This is a genomic window from Crossiella sp. SN42 (genome assembly GCF_023897065.1).
Lineage (GTDB): Bacteria > Actinomycetota > Actinomycetes > Mycobacteriales > Pseudonocardiaceae > Crossiella.
Map to the genome: position 1 here is coordinate 142,595 of NZ_JAMHIV010000005.1, position 18,664 is coordinate 161,258.

An 18,664-nucleotide genomic window follows, 5' to 3' on the forward strand; every position below is an offset into this window, starting at 1 on the left:
CGGTCAGCAACCGTCGCGGAGGTACCAGGCGTTGGAGATGAACTTGTCGCCAGGGTCGTTCGGGTTGTCCAGCCTGGTGATGCCGGGGCCGACGCACCGCGTGTCGGTGAACGCGCCCAGCCAGCGCACCCGGATGGTGATCGAGCCCCGGCCGCAGTGGTTGTACATGGCCGTGTTGCCGTCGCCGACGTAGAAACCGCACGGCGCGGCGCTCGCGGAGGGCGCGGCCGCGACGGCGCCCGCGGCGGAGCCGAGGACGAGCGCGGACGCGGCCAGGAAACGACCGATTCTCATAGGGGGAAGCCCTTTCCGGGAAAACAGGACCGCTTTCCGGGCGACCGTAGCGCCCTCCGCGCACGCCCGCCTGTTCGCGCTTTTCCCGGCGTGCGGCGGTGTGTGCGGAGGGTGTGCGAAAATGGTCTTGGCGCCTCCGATGGAGGACCCCGGACGAGCGGGTGCCGTACCCGGCCAGCGACAAGACGGCGCTCTGGGAGTGCGTCATGTCGTGGCTCGTCCTTGTTGTCTCCGGTGTGCTGGAAGCGGTGTGGGCCACCGCGCTGGGCAAGTCCGCCGGTTTCGCGAAGCTGACGCCGACCGTGGTGTTCGCGGTCAGCCTGGTCGCCAGCATGGCCGGACTGGCCTACGCGATGCGGGAACTGCCCACCGGGACCGCCTACGCGGTGTGGGTGGGCATCGGGGCCTCGCTCACGGTGGCCTACGGCATGTGGACCGGCTCGGAGGCGGTGTCGGTGGTGAAAGTGTTGCTGCTGCTGGGGATCGTCGGCTGTGTGATCGGGCTGAAGGTCCTGCACTGAATCGGCGGGGGCGGCCGGTGCCGCCCCCTGCCGCTGTCGTTCAGTGCACCATGGCCTCGAACGTGCCCGGCTCGTACGAACCGGCCGGGTTGCGCACGATGATGTTCATCCGGTTCGCCGCGTTGATCAGGCCGATCAGGCAGACCAGCGCGGCGATCTGCTCCTCGTCGTAGTGCGCTTGCACCTGGGCCCAGGTCTCATCCGACACACCTTCGTGTGCGTCGGCCAGGCGGGTGCCCTCCTCGGTCAGGGCCAGTGCGGCGCGTTCGGCCTCGGTGAACACGGTGGCCTCGCGCCAGGCGGCGACCAGGTGCAGCCGGACCGCGGTCTCGCCCGCGGCGGCCGCGTCCTTGGTGTGCATGTCGATGCAGAAGGCGCAGCCGTTGATCTGGCTGGCGCGCAAGGCCGCCAGCTCCTGGGTGGCCTTGGGCAGCGACGACTGCTGGATCAGCGCGGCCGTGCCGGCGAAGCGCTTGCCGAACTTGAGGCCGAGCTCGTTGGTGAACAGGTTGAGGCGAGCTTCCACTGTCTTGTCCTCACTCGTGCGTCTGGGTTGGACGAACACGAGATGCCTGCCGCGCCGATCCTGTGACAGCCGGGCCCGGTGACGAGCGACACAGCGGGGTGCTGTCACAGAATGGCGGTCAGGGACATCTGGTGGGTGACCCAGCCGACTGACTAGGAGCCGCCCCGTGGACGACCGCCCGGACCGCGCGACCGAGGTGTTCCTCGCCCATCGGAACCTGCTGTTCACCATCGCCTACGAGATGCTCGGCTCGGCCGCCGACGCCGAGGACGTGCTGCAGGAGACCTGGCTGCGCTGGGCCGGTGTGGACCTGGCCGAGATCCGGGAGCAGCGGGCCTACCTGGTCCGGATCACCACCCGCCAGGCGCTGGCCCGGCTGCGCGTGCTGGGCCGCCGCAAGGAGTCCTACGTCGGCCCCTGGCTGCCCGAGCCGCTGCTCACCGCGCCGGATGTGGCCGAGGACGTGGAGCTGGCCGACAGCGTGTCGATGGCGGTGCTGCTGGTGCTGGAGACCCTGGCCCCGACCGAGCGGGCGGTGTTCGTGCTGCGCGAGGTGTTCGACCTGCCGTACGAGGAGATCGCCGAGGCGGTGGACAAGACCCCGGCCGCGGTCCGTCAGATCGCGCACCGGGCGCGGGCGCACGTGGCGGCGCGGCGACCGCGCGAGGTGGTGTCGGCGGCGGAGACGCGTTCGGCGCTGGCGGCCTTCCAGCGGGCGACCGAGACCGGTGATCTCCAGGGCCTGCTGGACATCCTGGCGCCGGAGGTGGTGCTGCTGGGCGACGGCGGCGGCATCAAGCAGGCCGTGCCACGGCCGATCGTGGGCGCGGACAAGGTGGCCCGGCTGCTCATCGGCGGGCTCGGGCGGACGGCCGGGCCGATCTCGTTCCGGCCCACCCAGGTCAACGGCCACCCGGCGCTGGTGGTGCAGCGGGGCGGCGAGCTGGACACCGTGGTCGCGGTGCGCATCGAGGACGGCCGGATCACCGGGCTCTACGCGGTGCGCAACCCGGAGAAGCTCTCGCACATGGCCAGCGAGCACACGCTGAGCCGTTCCCTCTAGGAGAGCTGGTTGGCCAGTGCGGCCGCGAGCTCGGCGCGGCCGCGCACGCCGAGCTTGCGGTAGGCGCTGGTCAGGTGCAGCTCCACGGTGCGCACGGTGAGGAACAGCGACTCGGCGATCTCCCGGTTGGTCTCGCCCTTGGCGGCGCGGGCGGCGACCCGGCGTTCGCTGCCGGTGAGGCTGTCCGCGGGTGAGTCGGTGCCCCGGCGCAGCCGCCCGCCCGCCTCCAGCAGCGCGGCCGAGGACAGTGAGACCTGGCGGCGGTGCCGCAGCAGCACCGAGCGATCGAGGGAGCTGCGCAGGCGCTTGCGGGCGGCCTCCGGGTCGCCTTCGCGCAGCAGCGCCTTGCCGAGCAGGTACTCGGCCTTGGCGTGCTCGAACTTGGCCGGGGAGGCGGCCAGCACCCGCACCGCCTCGGTCAGCAGGCGCACGCCCTGCGGGCCGGGGGTGGCCGCGCCGCGGGCGGTCAGCGCCATGCCCAAAGCCCTTGGCGTGCCCCAGCGCTGGGCCAGCTCCGCGCCGTGCCCGGCGATCAGGCGGGCCTCCTCCAGGCGGCCCAGCTCGGCGAGCAGGCAGGCCGCGTCGTACCACCAGGGGGCCAGCACCGGGTTGTCCACGTGGCCGTCGCGCAGGCTGGCGCCGCAGTGCCGCAACACTTCCAGCGCCTGCTCGGTCTCCCCCAGCGCCTCGTGCGTGCGGGCCCTGGCCATCAGGTAGTAGTGGTACTCCAGGGTGAAGGCCTCGAAGCGGGGCCGGTGGATCTGGTCCAGCACCTCCTGCGCGCGCTCGGCCTCGCCCAGGTCGGTGAGCACCACGGCGAAGGCGATCTGCGGCATCACCATCCCGCCCGCCCAGTTCTCCTGCACCACCAGCTCGTAGCAGGACTGGGCGTCGGCCAGCGCCTCCACCAGGTCGCCGTTCCAGTGCCGGACGATGGCGCGCAGGCTGGTCACCATGCAGTAGGTCCAGGCCGCGCCCGCGGACTGCATGTGCTCGACCAGGGTGTCCAGGGTGGCGGGCATGGCCTCGGTGTCATCGGCCAGGTAGAGGGTGTAGATGGAGCCCAGGATGGTCCAGCCGCCCGCCTCCACCTCGTTGATCTTGAGCGCGGCCCTGGCCTGTTCGGCGGCCTCGGCGGCGGGGCGGGCGCGCACCATGCCGAGCAGGGCCAGCCCGGCCAGCAGCTGCCGCTCCTCGGTGGTGTCCCCCGCCGGGACCGGCCGGTGCTCGAAGCGGTCGCCGAGGGCGGCCAGGTTGGCCTTCTCGTCGATGCCCGCGGCCAGCAGGGAGGCCTCCACCACCGCCAGCAGCGCCCGGTCGCCGCCGTCGGGTTCCGGGCCGATGACCGCCTCCAGCGCCGCCAGGGCCTCACCGGCCAGCGCGAAGGCCCGCACCGAGTTCTGCGCGCGCAGCGAGGTGATGGTGTACTGCAACACGATCGGCACCCTGGCGCGCGGATCGGCCACCAGCGCCAGCGCGCGTTCCAGGTGGGCCAGCGCGGTGCCGGGCTGGATCATGGCGAGCACCCTGGCCGCCTGGCAGAGCACCGCCACGTCGGAGTCCGCCACCGCGAGCACCCGCTCCAGGTAGCCGGCCGCCACCCTCGGCGCGCCCCGGTGCTCGGCGTACCCGGCGGCCTCGCGCAGCACGTCGGCCATCCACGGCTCCGGCGTGCCGGGCAGCAGCGCCAGCAGCACCGCCACCTCCTCCGCCGGGCGGCCGGCGTCGTTGAGCAGGGTGGCCGCGCGTTCGCGCAGCTGGTCCAGCTCGGCGGGCGGGGTGCCGGTGAGCACGGTCTGCCGGATGGTGTCGTGCGCGAACTCCGGGCGGGCGCCGCAGTCATCGGCGGTGATCAGGTCGCGGCGGCGCAGCTCGGCGATGGCCGCGGTGGTGGTGCGCTGGTGCGCCCCGGCCAGCGCGGCCAGCAGCTCGACCTGTTCGCCGGGCAGCACCGCGATGGCGCGGGCCACCGCGAGGATCTGCTCGGGCAGCCGGTCCAGCACCGAGCGGGCGACCACCTCGCGGCCGAGGTCGGCCAGCACCGCGAGGTCGGTGCGGTCGCCGTCGTAGTCGTTGAGCCGGGCCATGATCCGGTTCAGCAGCAGCGGGTTGCCGCCGGTGAGCTGGGCGCAGTGCGCGGCGAACTCATCGTCCGGCCGCCCGCCGAGCACCTTGGTCAGCAGCTCGGCCACCGGCTGGGCGCTGAGCGCGGGCAGGTCCATCGGGTGGCACAGCGGCAGTCCGGCGATCTCGTCGAAGACCTCGGCGGCCGGGGCGTCCCGGCCGGTGCGCTGGGTGAGCACCAGCAGCAGCGGCAGGTCCTCGGCGCGGCGCAGCAGGAAGGCCAGCCAGCGCAGCGAGGGCTCGTCGCACCACTGCACGTCGTCCACGGCCAGCACCAGCAGTCCGTCCGCGGTCAGGCTGACGGTGAGCCAGTGCAGGCCGTGCAGCACCGCGTAGGCGTTGCTGTGCAGGGTCGGGTCGGGCAGGTCGGGGTCGACCGCGGGCAGCGCGTGCCGGGCGCTGCCGTCGAGCAGGCGTCCCGCGCCGCCGTCCTCGGTCAGCCGCAACGGCTCGAACAGCTCGCGCACCGCGGCGTAGGGCCCGCCGCCGGACTCCCGGCAGCGCGCGGACAGGCTGCGCGCGGCCAGCGGCGCGATCCGGGACAGCGCGGCGTGCAGCAGGCTGGTCTTGCCGATCCCGGCCGGGCCGCGCAGCAGGACCGCCTGACCGGTGCCGGCCCGCGCCTTGTCCGCGATCTCGACCAGCAGGTCCAGCTCGTGGTCCCGCCCGACCAGCTCAACGCCCCCGCTCATGGCGGAATCCTAGCTCTGGCGTAGCGGTCTGAACGTCCATCGTTCCCAGTGGCCGGAACCGCGGCGCGGGGCGCACCTCTGGGCGTTTTCCTGCCCTGGGCGGGCCATGGTGGCCGCACGGCCCGCGACGGGCTCGCCCAGCAGTCAAGGAGGACCTATGCCGGCAGACGAACCGGCCCGGTGCCCGGTCGTGGAGTTCCCCCGGCGGCTCGCCGGTGCGCCGTTCCCACCGGCGGACTACGCCCGCTTCCGCGAGCTCCCCGGCCTGGTCCGCACCAGCCTGCCCACCGGCCAGCAGGTGTGGCTGGTGACCAGGCACGAGGAGGTGCGCGCGATCCTCACCGACCCCAGGGTCAGCTCGGACCCGACCAGGGAGGGCTTCCCCAGCTTCGGCCGCACCGGCGGCGTGCCGCGCTCGGACGAGGTGCCCGGCTGGTTCGTCGGCTACGACCCGCCGGAGCACAACCGGTTCCGCAAGGCGCTGATGCCGGAGTTCACCGTACGCCGGATGCGCGAGTGGCGACCGGCGATCCAGCAGATCGTGGACGGCCGGATCGACGCCATGCTGGCCAGGGGTGACAAGGCCGACCTGGTGGCGGACTTCGCGCTGCCGATCCCGTCGCTGGTCATCTCCGCGCTGCTTGGTGTGCCGTATGCCGACCACGAGTTCTTCGAGTCCAGGACCCAGGTGCTGGTCAGCCTGGCCTCCACCGACCAGGAGCGGGAGGCCGCGGGCACCGCGCTGCTGCGCTACGTCAGCAGGCTGATCAAGATCAAGCAGAAGTGGCCGGGCGACGATCTGATGAGCAGGTTGCTGGCCGCGGGCACGCTGACCCCCGAGGAGCTGCCGGGGGTGGGCATGCTGCTGCTGATCGCCGGGCACGAGACCACGGCGAACAACATCGCCCTCGGCGTGCTGACCCTGCTGGTGAACCCGGAGTGGATCGGCGACGAGCGGGTGGTCGACGAGACGCTGCGGCTGCACTCGGTGGCCGACCTGGTGGCGCTGCGGGTGGCGGTGGCGGACCTGGAGATCGGCGGGCAGCTGATCAAGGCGGGCGAGGGCATCATGCCGCTGGTGGCCGCGGCCAACCACGACGAGTCGATGTTCGACTGCCCCAGCAGGTTCGACCCGGAGCGGGGGGCCAAGCAGCACGTGGCCTTCGGCTACGGCGTGCACCAGTGCCTGGGGCAGAACCTGGTGCGGGTGGAGATGGACATCGCGTACCGGACGCTGTTCGAGCGGATCCCCGGGCTGAAGCTGGCGGTGCCGCCCGCGGAGCTGCCGTTCAAGTACGACGGGGTGCTCTTCGGCGTGCACTCGATGCCGGTGACCTGGTAGCCCACTGCCACGCCTACGGCCTGGCCCGCGGAACTTCGCGGGCCAGGCCGTAGCTGTCTGATCCGCCTCGCCGCCTCAGTTCAGCGAGCCCAGCCACTCCTCGACCAGCTCGGCGACCTTCCCGGAGTCCTCCTTGGCCAGCGAGAAGTGGTCCGCGTCGATCGTGCGCACCACGTCCGCGGGCACCTGCGTCGGCGGCAGTTCCGCGAGGTTGCCGTCCATGTCCCTGGTGCAGCGCAGCAGCAGGCTCGGCACGGTGGACTCCAGCAGGTCCGCCCCGGCCAGCTTGCTGAACCAGTGCGCCATGGCGGAGAGCCGGGCGGCGCTCAGCGGGATCGCCGAGGAGCCGATCTTGTCCAGGTAGAACTGGGTCATCCCGCCCATGCCGCCGGTGTCGCTGCCGTCGTTGCGCACGCTGAGGGTGTCCAGCATGGCCACGCCCTCGGGCTTGATGCCCCACACCTGTTCCAGCACCCCGGCCGCGCCGAGTGCGATCGAACCGCCGGAGGAGTGGCCCAGCAGCAGGAACGGCTGGCCCTCGCTGGCTTCCAGGACGCTCTCGGCCACGGTGCGGATCGCGGTGTCACCGTCGGCGGGCAGTGGCTCGTCCTCGGCGAAGCCCATCAGCGGCAGGGCGACCACCCGGCGGCGGCCGCGGAAGTGCGCGGCGATCCGGGCGTACTGGTGCACGCCGCCGGTGATCACCGGGGAGCTGATGCAGATGATCGTGGGCGACTCGGGGCCGTCGGCGAGCAGGGTGGCCGGGGACAGTGTGGTCAGCTCGGCCGGGCTGTCGAAGCCGGGGCGCAGCGCGGCGACCGCCTTGAGCAGGGTGAGCCCGCCCTGGGCGTTGCCGCTGTGGATGGCGTCGGCGAAGAGCCGTTCCACCGTCTCGCCGCCGCCCGCGCCGCCGGCCTGCGCGGGCGCGCTGCCCGCGGCCACCGAGTCGGCCAGCTCCGCGCGCAGCCGCTGGGCCAGCGCGGCGGGGGTCTTGGTATCGAAGACGACCGTAGAGGCCAGTCGCAGTCCGGTGGCGTCGGCCAGCTTGTTGCGCAGCTCCACCGCGATCAGCGAGTCGAAGCCGGACTCCAGGAAGCCGCGCTCGGGGTCCAGCGCGCCGCGGTCGTGGTGGCCGAGCAGCGCGGCGGCGTGGGTGAGGACCAGCTCGCGCACCAGCTCCTCCTGCTCGGTGGCGCCGAGGCCGCGGAACTTCTCCCGCAGCCCGGAGGTGACCACCGCGCCACCGGCGGCGGCCGAGCGGCGGCCGCCCTGCACGATGCCGCGCAGCAGGGCCGGGACCACCGCGCCCTGGCCGGCCGCGCGCCTGCCGACCTTGATCGGGATGACCAGCGGTTCGTCCGAGCCTGCCGCGGTGTCGAACATGGCCAGGCCCTGTTCGGTGGTGATCTCGGGCAGGCCGGCGGAGTCGATCCGGCGGACCTGGCCCTCGTCCAGCCTGCCGGTGAGCTCGCTGCGCTCGGCCCACAGGGTCCAGGCCAGCGAGCTGCCGGGCAGGCCGAGGTCGCGGCGGTGCGCGGCCAGGGTGTCCAGGAAGACGTTGGCCGCGGCGTAGTTGGCCTGGCCTGGGCTGCCGGTGACCCCGGCGACCGAGGAGAACAGCGTGAACGCGGTCAGCGGGTGCTCGCGGGTGAGCTCGTGCAGGTGCCAGGCGGCGTCCACCTTGGGCCGCAGCACGGTGCGCAGCCGCTGCCGGTCGAGCTTGGTGATCACGCCGTCGTCGAGCACGCCCGCGGTGTGCACCACGGCGGTCAGCGGGTGCGCGGCCGGGATCGCGGCCAGCACGGTGGCCAGTGCGTCCCGGTCGGTGAGGTCCGCGGCGACCAGCTCGACCTCGGCCCCCGCTTCGGTGAGCTCCTGACGCAGCTGCGCCGCGCCGGGGGCGTCCGGGCCGCGGCGGCTGAGCAGCAGCAGGCGGCGGGCGCCGTACTCGGTGACCAGGTGCTTGCTGAGCGCGGCGCCGAGGGTGCCGGTGCCGCCGGTGATCAGCACGGTGCCCTCGGGGTCGAGGCCGCGGGGCAGGGTGAGCACCACCTTGCCGGTGTGCCGGGCGAGGCTGACGTGCCGGAAGGCGTCCCTGGCGCGGCGGACGTCCCAGCGGGTGACCGGCAGCGGCCGCAGCTCGCCCGCGGCGAACTTGGCCAGCAGTTCGCCGAGCAGGCGCTGGATCTCGGCCGGGTCGAGGGTGCCCAGGTCGACCGCGCGGTACCAGGCGCCGTCGAGGGTGTCGGCGGTGCGGATGTCGGTCTTGCCCAGCTCCACGAACCGGCCGCCGTCGGCGAGCAGTCGCAGGGAGGCGTCGGCGAACTCGCCGGTGAGGGAGTTGAGCACCACGTCCACGCCGCGGCCGCCGGTGACCGCGCCGAACGCGGCGGCGAAGGCGGTGTCCCTGGAGGAGGCGAGGTGGTCCGCGGCCACGCCGAGCTCGCGCAGCAGGGCGTGCTTGCCCGGGCTCGCGGTGGCGAAGACCTCCGCGCCGAGCAGCCGGGCGAGCTGGATGGCGGCCATGCCCACGCCGCCGGTGCCCGCGTGCACCAGCACCGACTGGCCCGCGCGCAGCCCGGCCACCTCGGCCAGGCAGTGGTAGGCGGTGAGGAAGGCGATCGGCACGGCGGCCGCGACCTCGTCGGTCCACTCCACCGGGGCCGGGGTGAGCAGGCGTTCGTCGGCGACCACCTGGGGGCCGAAGCCGCCGCGGACCACGCCGAAGACCCGGTCGCCGACGCGCAGGCCGTTGACCTCGGGGCCGGTCTCGGTGACCACGCCCGCGACCTCCGCACCGAGCGGTTCCGGCTCGCCGGGGTAGGTGCCGAGGGCCTTGAGCACGTCGCTGAAGTTGACGCCCGCGGCGCGCACGCGGACCCGGACCTCGCGCCCGGTCAGCTCGCGTTCGGCTTCAGGGCTGGGAATCAGGGTGAGCGCGTCCAGGCTGCCGGGGCTGGCGGTGTCCAGTCGCCAGGGGCCGGCCGGGGGCAGCAGGCCGGGGCCGGAGGCCAGGGTGGCCAGGCGGCCGAGGCGGACCGCGCCGTCGCGGACCAGCACCTGGGTCTCGCCGCCGTCGAGCAGGCCGGGCAGCGCGGGCACCGTGGTGGTGGAGCTGTCCTCGGTGTCCAGGTCGGCGAGCAGGAACCGGCCGGGGTGCTCGGACTGGGCGGAGCGCACCAGGCCGTGCACGGCGGCCGCGCCCAGGTCGGTGACCGGGTCCTCCGGGCCGCCGGAGACCGCGCCGCAGGTCACGAACAGCACCCTGGCGCGGGCCAGCGCGGCGTCGCCGGTGAGCTGCTGGATGATCTCCAGGGTGTGCGCGGTCAGCTCGTGCGCGGCGGCCACCGGGTCGGCGCCACCGGCCAGCTGCACCACGAGCACGTCCGGCACGGTGGTGTCCCCGCCCGCGGCGAGCTCGGCGATGGAGCTGACGTAGCTGGTGGCCCGGCCGCCGATCAGGTCGATGGCCGAGGCGAGGCCGAAGACGTCGCCGCCCACGATCGCCCAGCGGGCGCCGGAGGTGGGCCGCAGGTCGCCGGTGTGCGGGGTCCAGTCCAGGCGGAACAGCGAGGCCTGCTCGTCCCTGGCCACCGGGGCGGCCGCGGCGGCCCCGACCGAGCGCAGGGCCAGTGAACCGACGGTGAGCACGGCCGCGCCGGTGACGTCGGTGGCCGACAGGGTGACCGTGTCCGGTCCGGTCTCGGCCAGTCGCACCCGCAGGTGCGAGGCGCCCGCGGCGTGCAGGGTGGCCTCGGCCCAGGTGAAGGGCAACAGCATGCTGCCGGCTTCGGGGTTGAGCACGAAGGAGATCGGGTGCAGCGCGGCGTCCAGCAGCGCGGGGTGCACGCCGAAGGAACCGGCTTCTTCCTCGGCTCCGGGCAGCTCGACCTCGGCGAAGACCTCGCCCTCGCCGAGCCACACCGCGCGCAGGCCCTGGAAGGCCGGGCCGAACTCGCGGTTGGCGTAGAACCCTTGCAGGTCAACGGGTTGCGCCCCGGCGGGCGGCCAGTCCGGGGTTGACTCGGGTTCGGCGACCGGTCGCGGGCCGAGCACACCGGTGGCGTGCTGGGTCCAGCTCGCGTCCTCCTGATCGGCCGGCCGGGAGTACACGCCGAGCTCGCGCCTGCCGGTGTCGTCGGGAGCGCCGATGACGAGCTGCACGGTGGTGGTGCCGTTGGCGGCGAGCACCAGCGGGACCGCGAGGTTCAGCTCCTCCACCGCGGGGCAGCCCACCAGGTCTCCCCCGCGCACCGCCAGTTCCAGGAAACCCGTGCCGGGGAAGAGAATCAGCCCACCGGCCACGTGGTCGGCCAGCCACGGGTGCGCGGCCAGCGAGATCCGGCCAACGCACACCACCTGCTCGCTGTCGGCGTGCTCGACCACCGCGTCCAGCCACGGGTGGTCGGCGCGGCCGAGTCCGGCGGCGGTCACGTCCACCGCGGTGCTGCCCGGTCGCGGCCAGTGCCGCTCGCGCTGGAAGGCGTAGGTGGGCAAGGAGATCCGCCTGCCGCCGGGCAGGGCCGGGGTCCAGTCCACGGCCAGGCCGCGCACGTGCGCCTCGGCCAGCGCGGTGAGCAGCCGCCGCCTGCCGCCGTCCTCGCGGCGCAGGGTGGCCAGGGTAATCACCGCTTCGCCGGTGTCCTCGCCGATCTCGGCCACCGCGTGCGCGAGCACCGGGTGCGCGCTGATCTCGACGAAGGTGCGGAAGCCCTCGGCCAGCAACTGCCGGATCGCGGGGTCGAACCGGACCTCGTCGCGCAGGTTGCGGAACCAGTGCTCGGCGGTGAAGTCCGCGCCGCGCACCCAGTCGCCGGTGGCCGGGGAGAACAGCGGGATCTCCGGCGCGGCGGGGGTGACGTCCTTCAGGTCGGCGAGCAGCTCTTCGCGGATGGTCTCCACCTGGGCGGAGTGCGAGGCGTAGTCCACCGGGATGCGCTTGGCCTTGATTTCCTTGGCGTTGAGGGAGTCCACCAGCGCCTGCACCGCGTCGACCTCGCCGGAGACCACCACCGAGCGCGGCCCGTTGACCGCGGCCACCTGCACGCCCTCGCCGACCATCTGGCGAACCTCGTTGGCGGGCAACGGGATCGCGGCCATGGCGCCCAGTCCGGACAGCCGCCGCGCGATGGCCGCGCTGCGCAAGGCGACGATCTTCGCCGCGGTGGCCAGGTCGAGCGCGCCCGCGATGACCGAGGCGGCCAGCTCGCCCTGGGAGTGCCCGAGCACCGCGTCCGGCCGCACCCCGTGCTGCTGCCAGACCGCGGCCAGCGCGACCATGACCGCGAAGGAGGCCGGCTGCACCACATCGACCCGCTCCAGCGTGCCCTCGGGGCCTTGTCCGCGCAGCACCTCGGTCAGCGACCAGTCCACGTGCGGGGCCAGCGCCGCCGCGCACTCGGCGATCCGCTCGGCGAACACCGGCGACTCGTCCAGCAGCGCGCCACCCATGCCGATCCACTGCGCGCCCTGCCCTGGAAAGACGAAGGCGATCCGGCCGGGCTTGCCCGCGGATCCGGTGACCACAGCGGGATTCGGCGTCTCCTCGGTGATCGCGCGCAGGCCGTCGGCGAGTTCTTCCGCGGCGCCGACCACGACCGCGCGGTACTCGAACCGGCTGCGGGTGGCGGCCAGCGAGTAGCCGATGTCGACCGGCTCACCGGGGTGGTCGAGCAGCCGTTCTGCCTGTGCCCGCAAGGCTTTCTGGCTGCGCCCGGACAGCACCCAGGGCACCGTGGCCGGCACCTCGCGCGGCTGCTCTTCCGCTGCTTCTTCAGCCGGGCCTTGCTCCAGCACGATGTGCGCGTTGGTTCCGCTGATGCCAAAGGAAGAAACCCCGGCGCGGCGCGGTCGTCCGGCATCCGGCCACGGGGTCTGCTCGGTCAGCAGCCGGACCTGGCCCGCGGTCCAGTCGATGTGCGGGGACGGCCGGTCCACGTGCAGGGTCTGCGGCAGCACGCCGTGCCGCATCGCCATGACCATCTTGATGATCCCGGCGACCCCGGCGGCGGCCTGGGTGTGCCCGAGGTTGGACTTCACCGAACCCAGCCACAGCGGCGTTTCCCGCTCCTGACCGTAGGCGGCCAGCAGCGCCTCCGCCTCGATCGGGTCGCCCAGCTTGGTGCCGGTGCCGTGCGCCTCCACCGCGTCCACGTCGGCGGGGGTGAGCCCGGCCGAGGCCAGCGCGGCCCGGATGACCCGCTGCTGGGACGGCCCGTTCGGCGCGGTCAGTCCGTTGGACGCGCCATCGGAGTTCACCGCGGAACCGCGCACCAGAGCCAAGATCTGGTGCCCGTTGCGCCGCGCGTCGGCCAGCGTCTCCACCAGCAGCAGGCCGACGCCCTCGGACCAGCCGGTGCCGTCCGCGCCCTCGGCGAAGGCCTTGCACAGCCCGTCCGGCGCCAGCCCGCCCTGCCGGGTGAACCCGGCGAAGCCCATCGCGGTGGACATCACGGTCACCCCACCGGCCAGCGCCAGCGAACACTCCCCGGACCGCACGGCCTGCGCCGCCGAGTGCAGCGCCACCAGCGAGGAGGAGCAGGCGGTGTCGATGGTGACCGCGGGGCCTTCCAGCCCGAAGACGTAGGCGATCCGCCCGGACACCACACTGGCGGCCAGCCCGGTCCCGGCGTGCCCGGCCACGTCCTCGCCGCTGCGCAGCACCAGCTCGGAGTAGTCCTGCCCGTTGGTGCCCACGAACACGCCGGTCTTGCTGCCGCGCAACGCGTGCGGGTCCAGCCCGGCCCGCTCGAAGGTCTCCCAGGCGGTCTCCAGCAGCAGCCGCTGCTGCGGGTCCATCGCCAGCGCCTCCCGGGGCGAGATGCCGAAGAAGGAGGCGTCGAAGTCGGCCACGTCACGCAGGAACCCGCCGACCTCGGTGGCGCTGTGGCCCTCCCCGTCCCCGCTGAGCACCCGCAGGTCCCAGCCGCGGTCGGTGGGGAACGGCGACATCACGTCCGCGCCCTCGGCGAGCACTCCCCACAGCTCCTCCGGCGAGGACACCCCGCCGGGGAACCGGCAGGCCATCCCCACGATGGCCACCGGCTCCTGCCGCCCGCTCTCCAGCTCCTCCAGCCGTCGCCGGGTCTCGTGCAGGTCTGCGGTTACCCACTTGAGGTAGTCGACGAGCTTGCTGTCGTCCGGCATATGGCTTCGACCCTTCCCGTGGCACCAGCCTCGCCAGTCTTGGGTTGATGCCCCCGGGAAACCCTTAGATCCGGCTGACGAGCCGGGAATACCTGACTAGTCAGGTAAGTTGTGGAGGGTGAGCCGCTCGCAGCGGACGGGCGCGACACGATCCCGGGGTTCTGATGAGGCTCGTCTTCGAGGTCGCCGCCCGCCACCCGGAGTTGCCGGTCGAGGTGGTCTCCAGCGGCCTGTTCACCGGCGCGCGCCGGGTGCCGATCCGCGAGTTCGGTTATGTCCAGGGCGCCAACGCCGGATCAGCGCGCTGACCGGCCCTGAACCCAGCCCACGCTTCCTGACCGTCCACTTCGGACACTGAGGAGTTTCCCTTGAGCACGCCGAGGTCATCGCCGACGCCTTCCCGGCCGCGCGGTTCGTCGCGACCCCGCCGGTGATCGAGCACATCAAGCACTCCTACCAGGGCAAGCTCCTCGCGTGGGCCGATCTCGGCCCGAACCTGCCGACCCGCCTGGTGGACCTGGAGCCACTGACCGGCGACCTCACCCTGGAAGGCCACCTCTTCCAGCTCAAGGGCGGCACGGCCGAGCTGCCCGACCGGCACTACCTGTGGCAGGCCGAGCAGCGCGCCGTCCTCGGCGGCCTCCTGCTGTTCCAGCAGCAGCACGTCTGGGTGGCCGACACCGCGACCCAGGAGCTCCGCGCCGCCTGGATCGCGCTGCTGGCCGAGATGGCCGCCCTCGACCCGGAGCTGGTCGTGCCCGGCCACCGCCTGCCCGGCACCCCCGCCGACGCCTCCGCCATCACCGCCACCCGCGACTACCTCATCGCCTTCGAGGAGGAGCTCGGCAAGGCGGCAGACGGCGCCGCGCTGACCGACGCGCTCATCAAGCGCTACCCCGACTACGGCATGCTGATCGCCGCCCAGCTCGGCGCAAAGGTCGCCAAGGGCGAAATGACCTGGGGCGCAACGACATGAGCACCGACTTCGCCACCTCCACGGCGCTGGCCGACGTGGTGCGCCGCCAGTACCTCGCCTCCGCCGCCGGTGACCTGGACGCCCTGCGCGCCACCCTCACGCCGGACGTGGAGTGGACCGAGATGGCGCGCGCGAGGTCTCACTGACTTGGCTGGCGGCCGCCGAACTGCCAGTTGTGCACCTCCACGTCGGCATACCGCTCGACGGAGAGCACCGCGCGCGCCGCCGCCGGGTCCTCCGCCCTGACCAGCGCCGCCGTGCCCAGCCACCGGTCCCCGTCATCGGCGAGCAGCGGCCCGTACGCGATCAACTGCTCCCGGTCCGCTGGCACGGCGAGGTCCACCGGCTCCCCCGCGCCCAGCCCGAGCACCAGGTACCGGTTGCCGCCGGTGCGACCGCCGGGGAAGTCCCACATGGTGCGGCCCAGCGCGTTGCGCCACCGCCGCAGCAGCACGTCCCGGTACGCCCCGGCCTGGTAGCCGGGCTCGTCGAAGGCGAAGGCACGGGCCGCGGCGGGGTCCGGCAGGTCGAGGACGTGCACGCTGCCGGTGGGGATCCCGTCGAGCATGGTGGGGCCGCGGGCGATCATCTCCGCGGCGTACCGGTCCATGTACGACAGGTGCTGCTCCAGCAGTTCCTGGCGCAGGGCCAGCGAGCCGGGACGATCGCGGTGGTAGCAGAAGAATTCCACCGGCACAGTATCGGTCAGGCCGGCGCGCGGGCGACGGCGGATTCGCCCCCTGACGAATCCGCCGTGCTCAGCGACCTAGTAGCAGGGGTTGACGAACCGGCCACCGGAGAACAACGCGGCCGGGAAGTTGATCCAGCTGTGCGCCCGCACGCAGTGCCGTTCCGACCCGCCACCGGCCCGGTACATCTCCACCGTGTAGCCGATGTCCGCGCAGTTGTAGGCGGACCAGCCGACGATGGGCGGGTTGTAGCTCATCACATAGCGGTTCACCCCGCACAGCGGCGGGGCCAGCGGCTCGGCCGCAACCGCCCCCGGCGTGAACCCGGCCAGACCGCCGACGATGAGCGCCGCGCCCACCGCCATCTTCGCCAAGCGTCGCATCTTCTTCTCGCCTTCGTCCGGGACTTCGAGTCGAGCCATGTCTAACCGGGCGGGCTGGCCCGAACCTTGTACGGATCTTGCACACGCTCATTAGCATCTGGAGCAACGGGCAGGTGGGTTCGCGACTGGGGTGGGGGCACGGGTGCCGGTGCGGTTCCGACTGCTGGGCGAGCTCCAGGTGCTCGACGGCGATGCCGTGCTGGAGATCAGGCATCAGCGGCAGCGCTGTGTGCTCGCGGCGCTGCTCGCCGACCTGAACCAGGTGGTCCGGCTGGACACCCTGGCTGACCGGGTGTGGGGCGAGCAGCAGCCGGGTCGCCCTCGCGACACGCTCTACAGCTACGTGTCCCGGCTGCGCAGCGCGCTGGCCGGCGTCGACGGGGTCGCCATCACGCAGCGCGCCGGCGGCTACCTGCTGACCGCCGACCCGGAAACCGTGGACCTGCACCGGTTCCAGGACCTGCTGGCCGACGTCGGTGCCGCGCCCGACGAGCAACGGGCCACCCTGCTCAGCAGGGCACTCGACCAGTGGACCGGAGTGGCCCTCGCGGGCATCGACGGTGCCTGGGCGGCGCAGCTGCGGGAAACACTGACCAGTCAACGGTTCGACGCCCGGCTGGACCTCGCCGAGTTGAAACTCCACAGTGGACAGTGCGATGGGCTGGACCTCGAACTGGCCGGGCTCACCGCGGCGCATCCGCTGGACGAGCGGCTGGCGAGGCTGCTCATGCTCGCCAGGTACCGCAACGGACGCCAGGGCGCGGCGCTGCGCGAGTACGAGCGGATCCGGCTGCTGCTCGCCGCGGAGCTCGGCGCCGATCCCGGCCCGGCGCTGCGACGGCTGCACCAGCAGCTCCGTGACGGTGACACCGGGTCCGCCCCGGCCCGGGCCCGGCCACACCCCGCACCTCGTCAGCTCCCGGCCGCACCCCAGCACTTCACCGGCCGCACCCAGGAGCTCGCCGTCCTCAGCGCCGCGCAGCTCGACGGTGGTCCACAGTCGACAGTGGTGATCTCCGCGATCGGTGGGGTGGGCGGGATTGGCAAGACCAGCCTCGCCCTGCACTGGGCGCACCGCAACGCCCACCGCTTCCCGGACGGGCAGCTGTACGTGGACCTGCGCGGCTTCGACCCCTCGGCCGAACCGATGCCCGCGGCAACGGCCCTCCGGCGGTTCCTGGACGCGCTCGGGGTGGCGCCTGCCATGGTCCCGGCCGAGCCCGACGCCATGGCGACCCTGTACCGCAGCGTGATCGCGGACAAGCGCCTGCTGATCGTGCTGGACAACGCCGCCGACACCGCGCAGGTGCTGCCGCTGCTGCCCGGCGAGCCGACCTGCGCGGTGCTGGTCACCAGCCGCCGCAGGCTGATCGGCCTGACCAGCGCGCACGGCGCGGTCCAGGTCGGCCTGACCGTGCTGGCGGATCAGGAGGCACGCGAACTACTCGGCCGCCACCTCGGCGAAGAACGGCTGGCGGCCGAACCGGAGGCGGTCGCCGACATCCTGCGGTCCTGCTGGGGACTGCCGCTGGCGTTGAGCATCGTGGCCGCCAGGGCCGCGGCGGCGCCCGGGATGCCGTTGTCGGTGCTGGCAGGGGAGCTGGGCAGCGCGGCGGCCCGGCTGGACGCCTTCGACACCGACGACGCGGGCCACAACCTGCGCGCGGTGTTCTCCTGGTCCTACCGGGCGCTCTCCGCCGAGGCCGGGCAGGTGTTCGCGGCACTCGGCCTCGCACCGGGCGCCGATCTCAGCCTGACCGCCATCAGTTGCCTCACCGGGTTGCCCGCCGCGCGGTTGCGCGGGCCGCTGCGCGCGCTGGAGAGCAGCTCGCTGGTGGAGCGGACGCTGCCGGACCGCTACCGCATGCACGACCTCCTGCGGCTGTACGCGACCGAGCTCGCCGAGCGGCTGGACGAGGCCACGCTGGAGGCGGCACTGCGTCGGCTGGTCGAGATGTACCTGGTCGTGGTGGGACGGACGCGCGAGCTGGTGATGTTCAGCCCGCGGATCCACGAGGTCGTGGACACCGCCGCGGGCGATCCCTCCTGGCCGGTTTTTGGTGGCAGCGCGCAAGCCCTGGACTGGCTGGAGGCGGAGCGGGGCAGCCTGCTGGCCCTGGTGACCGGGCTGGCCAAGCGGGGCTGGCATGACGAGGTGTGGCGACTCGCCTGGCTGTTGCACGGCTTCTTCCGGGCTCGCCAGCACAAGGCGGACTGGATCGAGGTGGGACGGCTCGGGGTCGCCGCCGCGGCGCGGATCGGCGACCCACTGGCGATTTTCCACGCGGCCAACTGCCTCGGTGGCGCCTACCGCGCGGCCGGAAGGTGGGCGGAGGCCATCGCGCAGTACCGGGGCGCGCTCAGCCAGGCGGCCAACGACCCGGAGCGGACCGCGATGATGGTCAACAACATCGGGATCACCCTGGTGAACAGCGGTGACGCCGAAGCCGCCATCGGATATCTGGAACAGGCGCTCACCCTGGCCCGCCAAGCGGGGTCGGTCAACGACGAGGCGGACTTCTCGCTCAACCTCGGCGACGGCTACAACGCCGTCGGCAGGTACCCGGAAGGCCTGCGGCACAACCAGTCCGCGCGACGGCTGTTCCGCTCGCTGGGCAAGGACCTGCACGGCGGGATCGCCGCGGTGAACCTCGCGCAGTCCTACTTCGGCCTCGGCGAACTGGCCAAGGCCGCAGACAGCGCCGAAGCAGCGGGGTCGGAGTTCCGTGCGCTCAGCGCCTGGTACGACCTCGCCAAAAGCCTGCTGCTGCTCGGACGCATCCGGAACGCCTTGGGCCACCACGATTCGGCCAGGCGGGCCTGGACGGACGCGCTGGAGACCTTCCAGGAGCTGAACGATCCCAGGGCGAGCGAGGTCGAGCACCTGCTGCGCGGCCTGGGCTGAGTG

The 18,664-nt window shown here is 73.1% G+C and carries 13 protein-coding genes and 1 riboswitch; of the genes, 7 read left to right on the top strand and 6 right to left on the bottom strand.

The features are described from left to right. Window positions 1-3: 3 nt before the first annotated feature. Window positions 4-294, bottom strand: coding sequence for a DUF6355 family natural product biosynthesis protein (locus M8C13_RS08305; protein WP_252479907.1), 291 nt, complete (start codon window positions 292-294; stop codon window positions 4-6). A gap of 128 nt (window positions 295-422) precedes the next feature. Continuing rightward, a riboswitch (guanidine-III (ykkC-III) riboswitch) is annotated at window positions 423-489 on the top strand. Window positions 490-500: 11 nt separating this feature from the next. On the opposite strand from M8C13_RS08305, the gene M8C13_RS08310 reads away from it, so the two are divergent. Then, window positions 501-815: a multidrug efflux SMR transporter gene (locus M8C13_RS08310; RefSeq protein ID WP_252479908.1), complete on the top strand. Its 315-nt coding sequence runs from the start codon at window positions 501-503 to the stop codon at window positions 813-815. A gap of 40 nt (window positions 816-855) precedes the next feature. Here M8C13_RS08310 and M8C13_RS08315 read toward each other — a convergent pair whose 3' ends face one another. Beyond that, complete coding sequence (locus tag M8C13_RS08315) at window positions 856-1,341, bottom strand: carboxymuconolactone decarboxylase family protein (protein WP_252479909.1); 486 nt, start codon at window positions 1,339-1,341, stop codon at window positions 856-858. A 166-nt stretch (window positions 1,342-1,507) separates the two neighbouring features. Here M8C13_RS08315 and M8C13_RS08320 point away from each other — a divergent pair, with 166 nt between their 5' ends. Further along, complete coding sequence (locus M8C13_RS08320) at window positions 1,508-2,404, top strand: RNA polymerase sigma-70 factor (protein WP_252479910.1); 897 nt, start codon at window positions 1,508-1,510, stop codon at window positions 2,402-2,404. Here the strand turns inward: M8C13_RS08320 and M8C13_RS45020 are convergent. Continuing rightward, on the bottom strand, window positions 2,401-5,220 hold the full coding sequence (locus tag M8C13_RS45020) for an AAA family ATPase (protein WP_305883933.1): 2,820 nt from the start codon (window positions 5,218-5,220) through the stop codon (window positions 2,401-2,403). The genes M8C13_RS08320 and M8C13_RS45020 overlap by 4 nt on opposite strands. 157 nt (window positions 5,221-5,377) lie before the next feature. Between M8C13_RS45020 and M8C13_RS08335 the strand changes: the two genes are divergently transcribed. Continuing rightward, window positions 5,378-6,562 (top strand): cytochrome P450, encoded by a 1,185-nt coding sequence (locus M8C13_RS08335; protein ID WP_252479911.1) that lies wholly within the window; start codon window positions 5,378-5,380, stop codon window positions 6,560-6,562. 75 nt (window positions 6,563-6,637) lie between these two features. On the opposite strand, the gene M8C13_RS08340 is transcribed toward M8C13_RS08335, so the two are convergent. Continuing rightward, window positions 6,638-13,708, bottom strand: a complete 7,071-nt coding sequence (locus M8C13_RS08340; protein WP_252479912.1) for a type I polyketide synthase — start codon at window positions 13,706-13,708, stop codon at window positions 6,638-6,640. Window positions 13,709-13,872: 164 nt separating this feature from the next. Here M8C13_RS08340 and M8C13_RS08345 point away from each other — a divergent pair, with 164 nt between their 5' ends. The 3 genes from M8C13_RS08345 (at window position 13,873) to M8C13_RS08355 (ending at window position 14,830) form a co-directional block, all read left to right on the top strand. After that, window positions 13,873-14,016, top strand: a complete 144-nt coding sequence (locus tag M8C13_RS08345; protein WP_252479913.1) for a hypothetical protein — start codon at window positions 13,873-13,875, stop codon at window positions 14,014-14,016. 122 nt (window positions 14,017-14,138) lie between these two features. After that, window positions 14,139-14,684, top strand: coding sequence for a hypothetical protein (locus M8C13_RS08350; protein ID WP_252479914.1), 546 nt, complete (start codon window positions 14,139-14,141; stop codon window positions 14,682-14,684). Beyond that, a complete protein-coding gene (locus M8C13_RS08355) occupies window positions 14,681-14,830 on the top strand; it encodes a hypothetical protein (protein ID WP_252479915.1) in 150 nt (49 codons plus the stop codon). The genes M8C13_RS08350 and M8C13_RS08355 overlap by 4 nt, the downstream gene beginning before the upstream one ends. On the opposite strand, the gene M8C13_RS08360 is transcribed toward M8C13_RS08355, so the two are convergent. Both M8C13_RS08360 and M8C13_RS08365 read right to left on the bottom strand, forming a co-directional pair. Continuing rightward, a complete protein-coding gene (locus M8C13_RS08360) occupies window positions 14,824-15,375 on the bottom strand; it encodes a YciI family protein (protein ID WP_252479916.1) in 552 nt (183 codons plus the stop codon). The genes M8C13_RS08355 and M8C13_RS08360 overlap by 7 nt on opposite strands. A gap of 75 nt (window positions 15,376-15,450) precedes the next feature. Continuing rightward, a complete protein-coding gene (locus M8C13_RS08365; protein WP_252479917.1) occupies window positions 15,451-15,795 on the bottom strand; it encodes a hypothetical protein in 345 nt (114 codons plus the stop codon). A 103-nt stretch (window positions 15,796-15,898) separates the two neighbouring features. On the opposite strand from M8C13_RS08365, the gene M8C13_RS08370 reads away from it, so the two are divergent. Continuing rightward, complete coding sequence (locus tag M8C13_RS08370; RefSeq protein WP_252479918.1) at window positions 15,899-18,661, top strand: BTAD domain-containing putative transcriptional regulator; 2,763 nt, start codon at window positions 15,899-15,901, stop codon at window positions 18,659-18,661. Window positions 18,662-18,664: the final 3 nt, after the last annotated feature.

What these genes read in the sequence shown, in the direction of transcription:
- M8C13_RS08365 (WP_252479917.1), bottom strand. Translation starts at nt 15,795, where the DNA reads ATGGCTCGACTCGAAGTCCCGGACGAAGGCGAGAAGAAGATGCGACGC.
- M8C13_RS45020 (WP_305883933.1), bottom strand. Translation starts at nt 5,220, where the DNA reads ATGAGCGGGGGCGTTGAGCTGGTCGGGCGGGACCACGAGCTGGACCTG.
- M8C13_RS08355 (WP_252479915.1), top strand. Translation starts at nt 14,681, where the DNA reads ATGAGCACCGACTTCGCCACCTCCACGGCGCTGGCCGACGTGGTGCGC.
- M8C13_RS08340 (WP_252479912.1), bottom strand. Translation starts at nt 13,708, where the DNA reads ATGCCGGACGACAGCAAGCTCGTCGACTACCTCAAGTGGGTAACCGCA.
- M8C13_RS08345 (WP_252479913.1), top strand. Translation starts at nt 13,873, where the DNA reads ATGAGGCTCGTCTTCGAGGTCGCCGCCCGCCACCCGGAGTTGCCGGTC.
- M8C13_RS08305 (WP_252479907.1), bottom strand. Translation starts at nt 294, where the DNA reads ATGAGAATCGGTCGTTTCCTGGCCGCGTCCGCGCTCGTCCTCGGCTCC.
- M8C13_RS08335 (WP_252479911.1), top strand. Translation starts at nt 5,378, where the DNA reads ATGCCGGCAGACGAACCGGCCCGGTGCCCGGTCGTGGAGTTCCCCCGG.
- M8C13_RS08310 (WP_252479908.1), top strand. Translation starts at nt 501, where the DNA reads ATGTCGTGGCTCGTCCTTGTTGTCTCCGGTGTGCTGGAAGCGGTGTGG.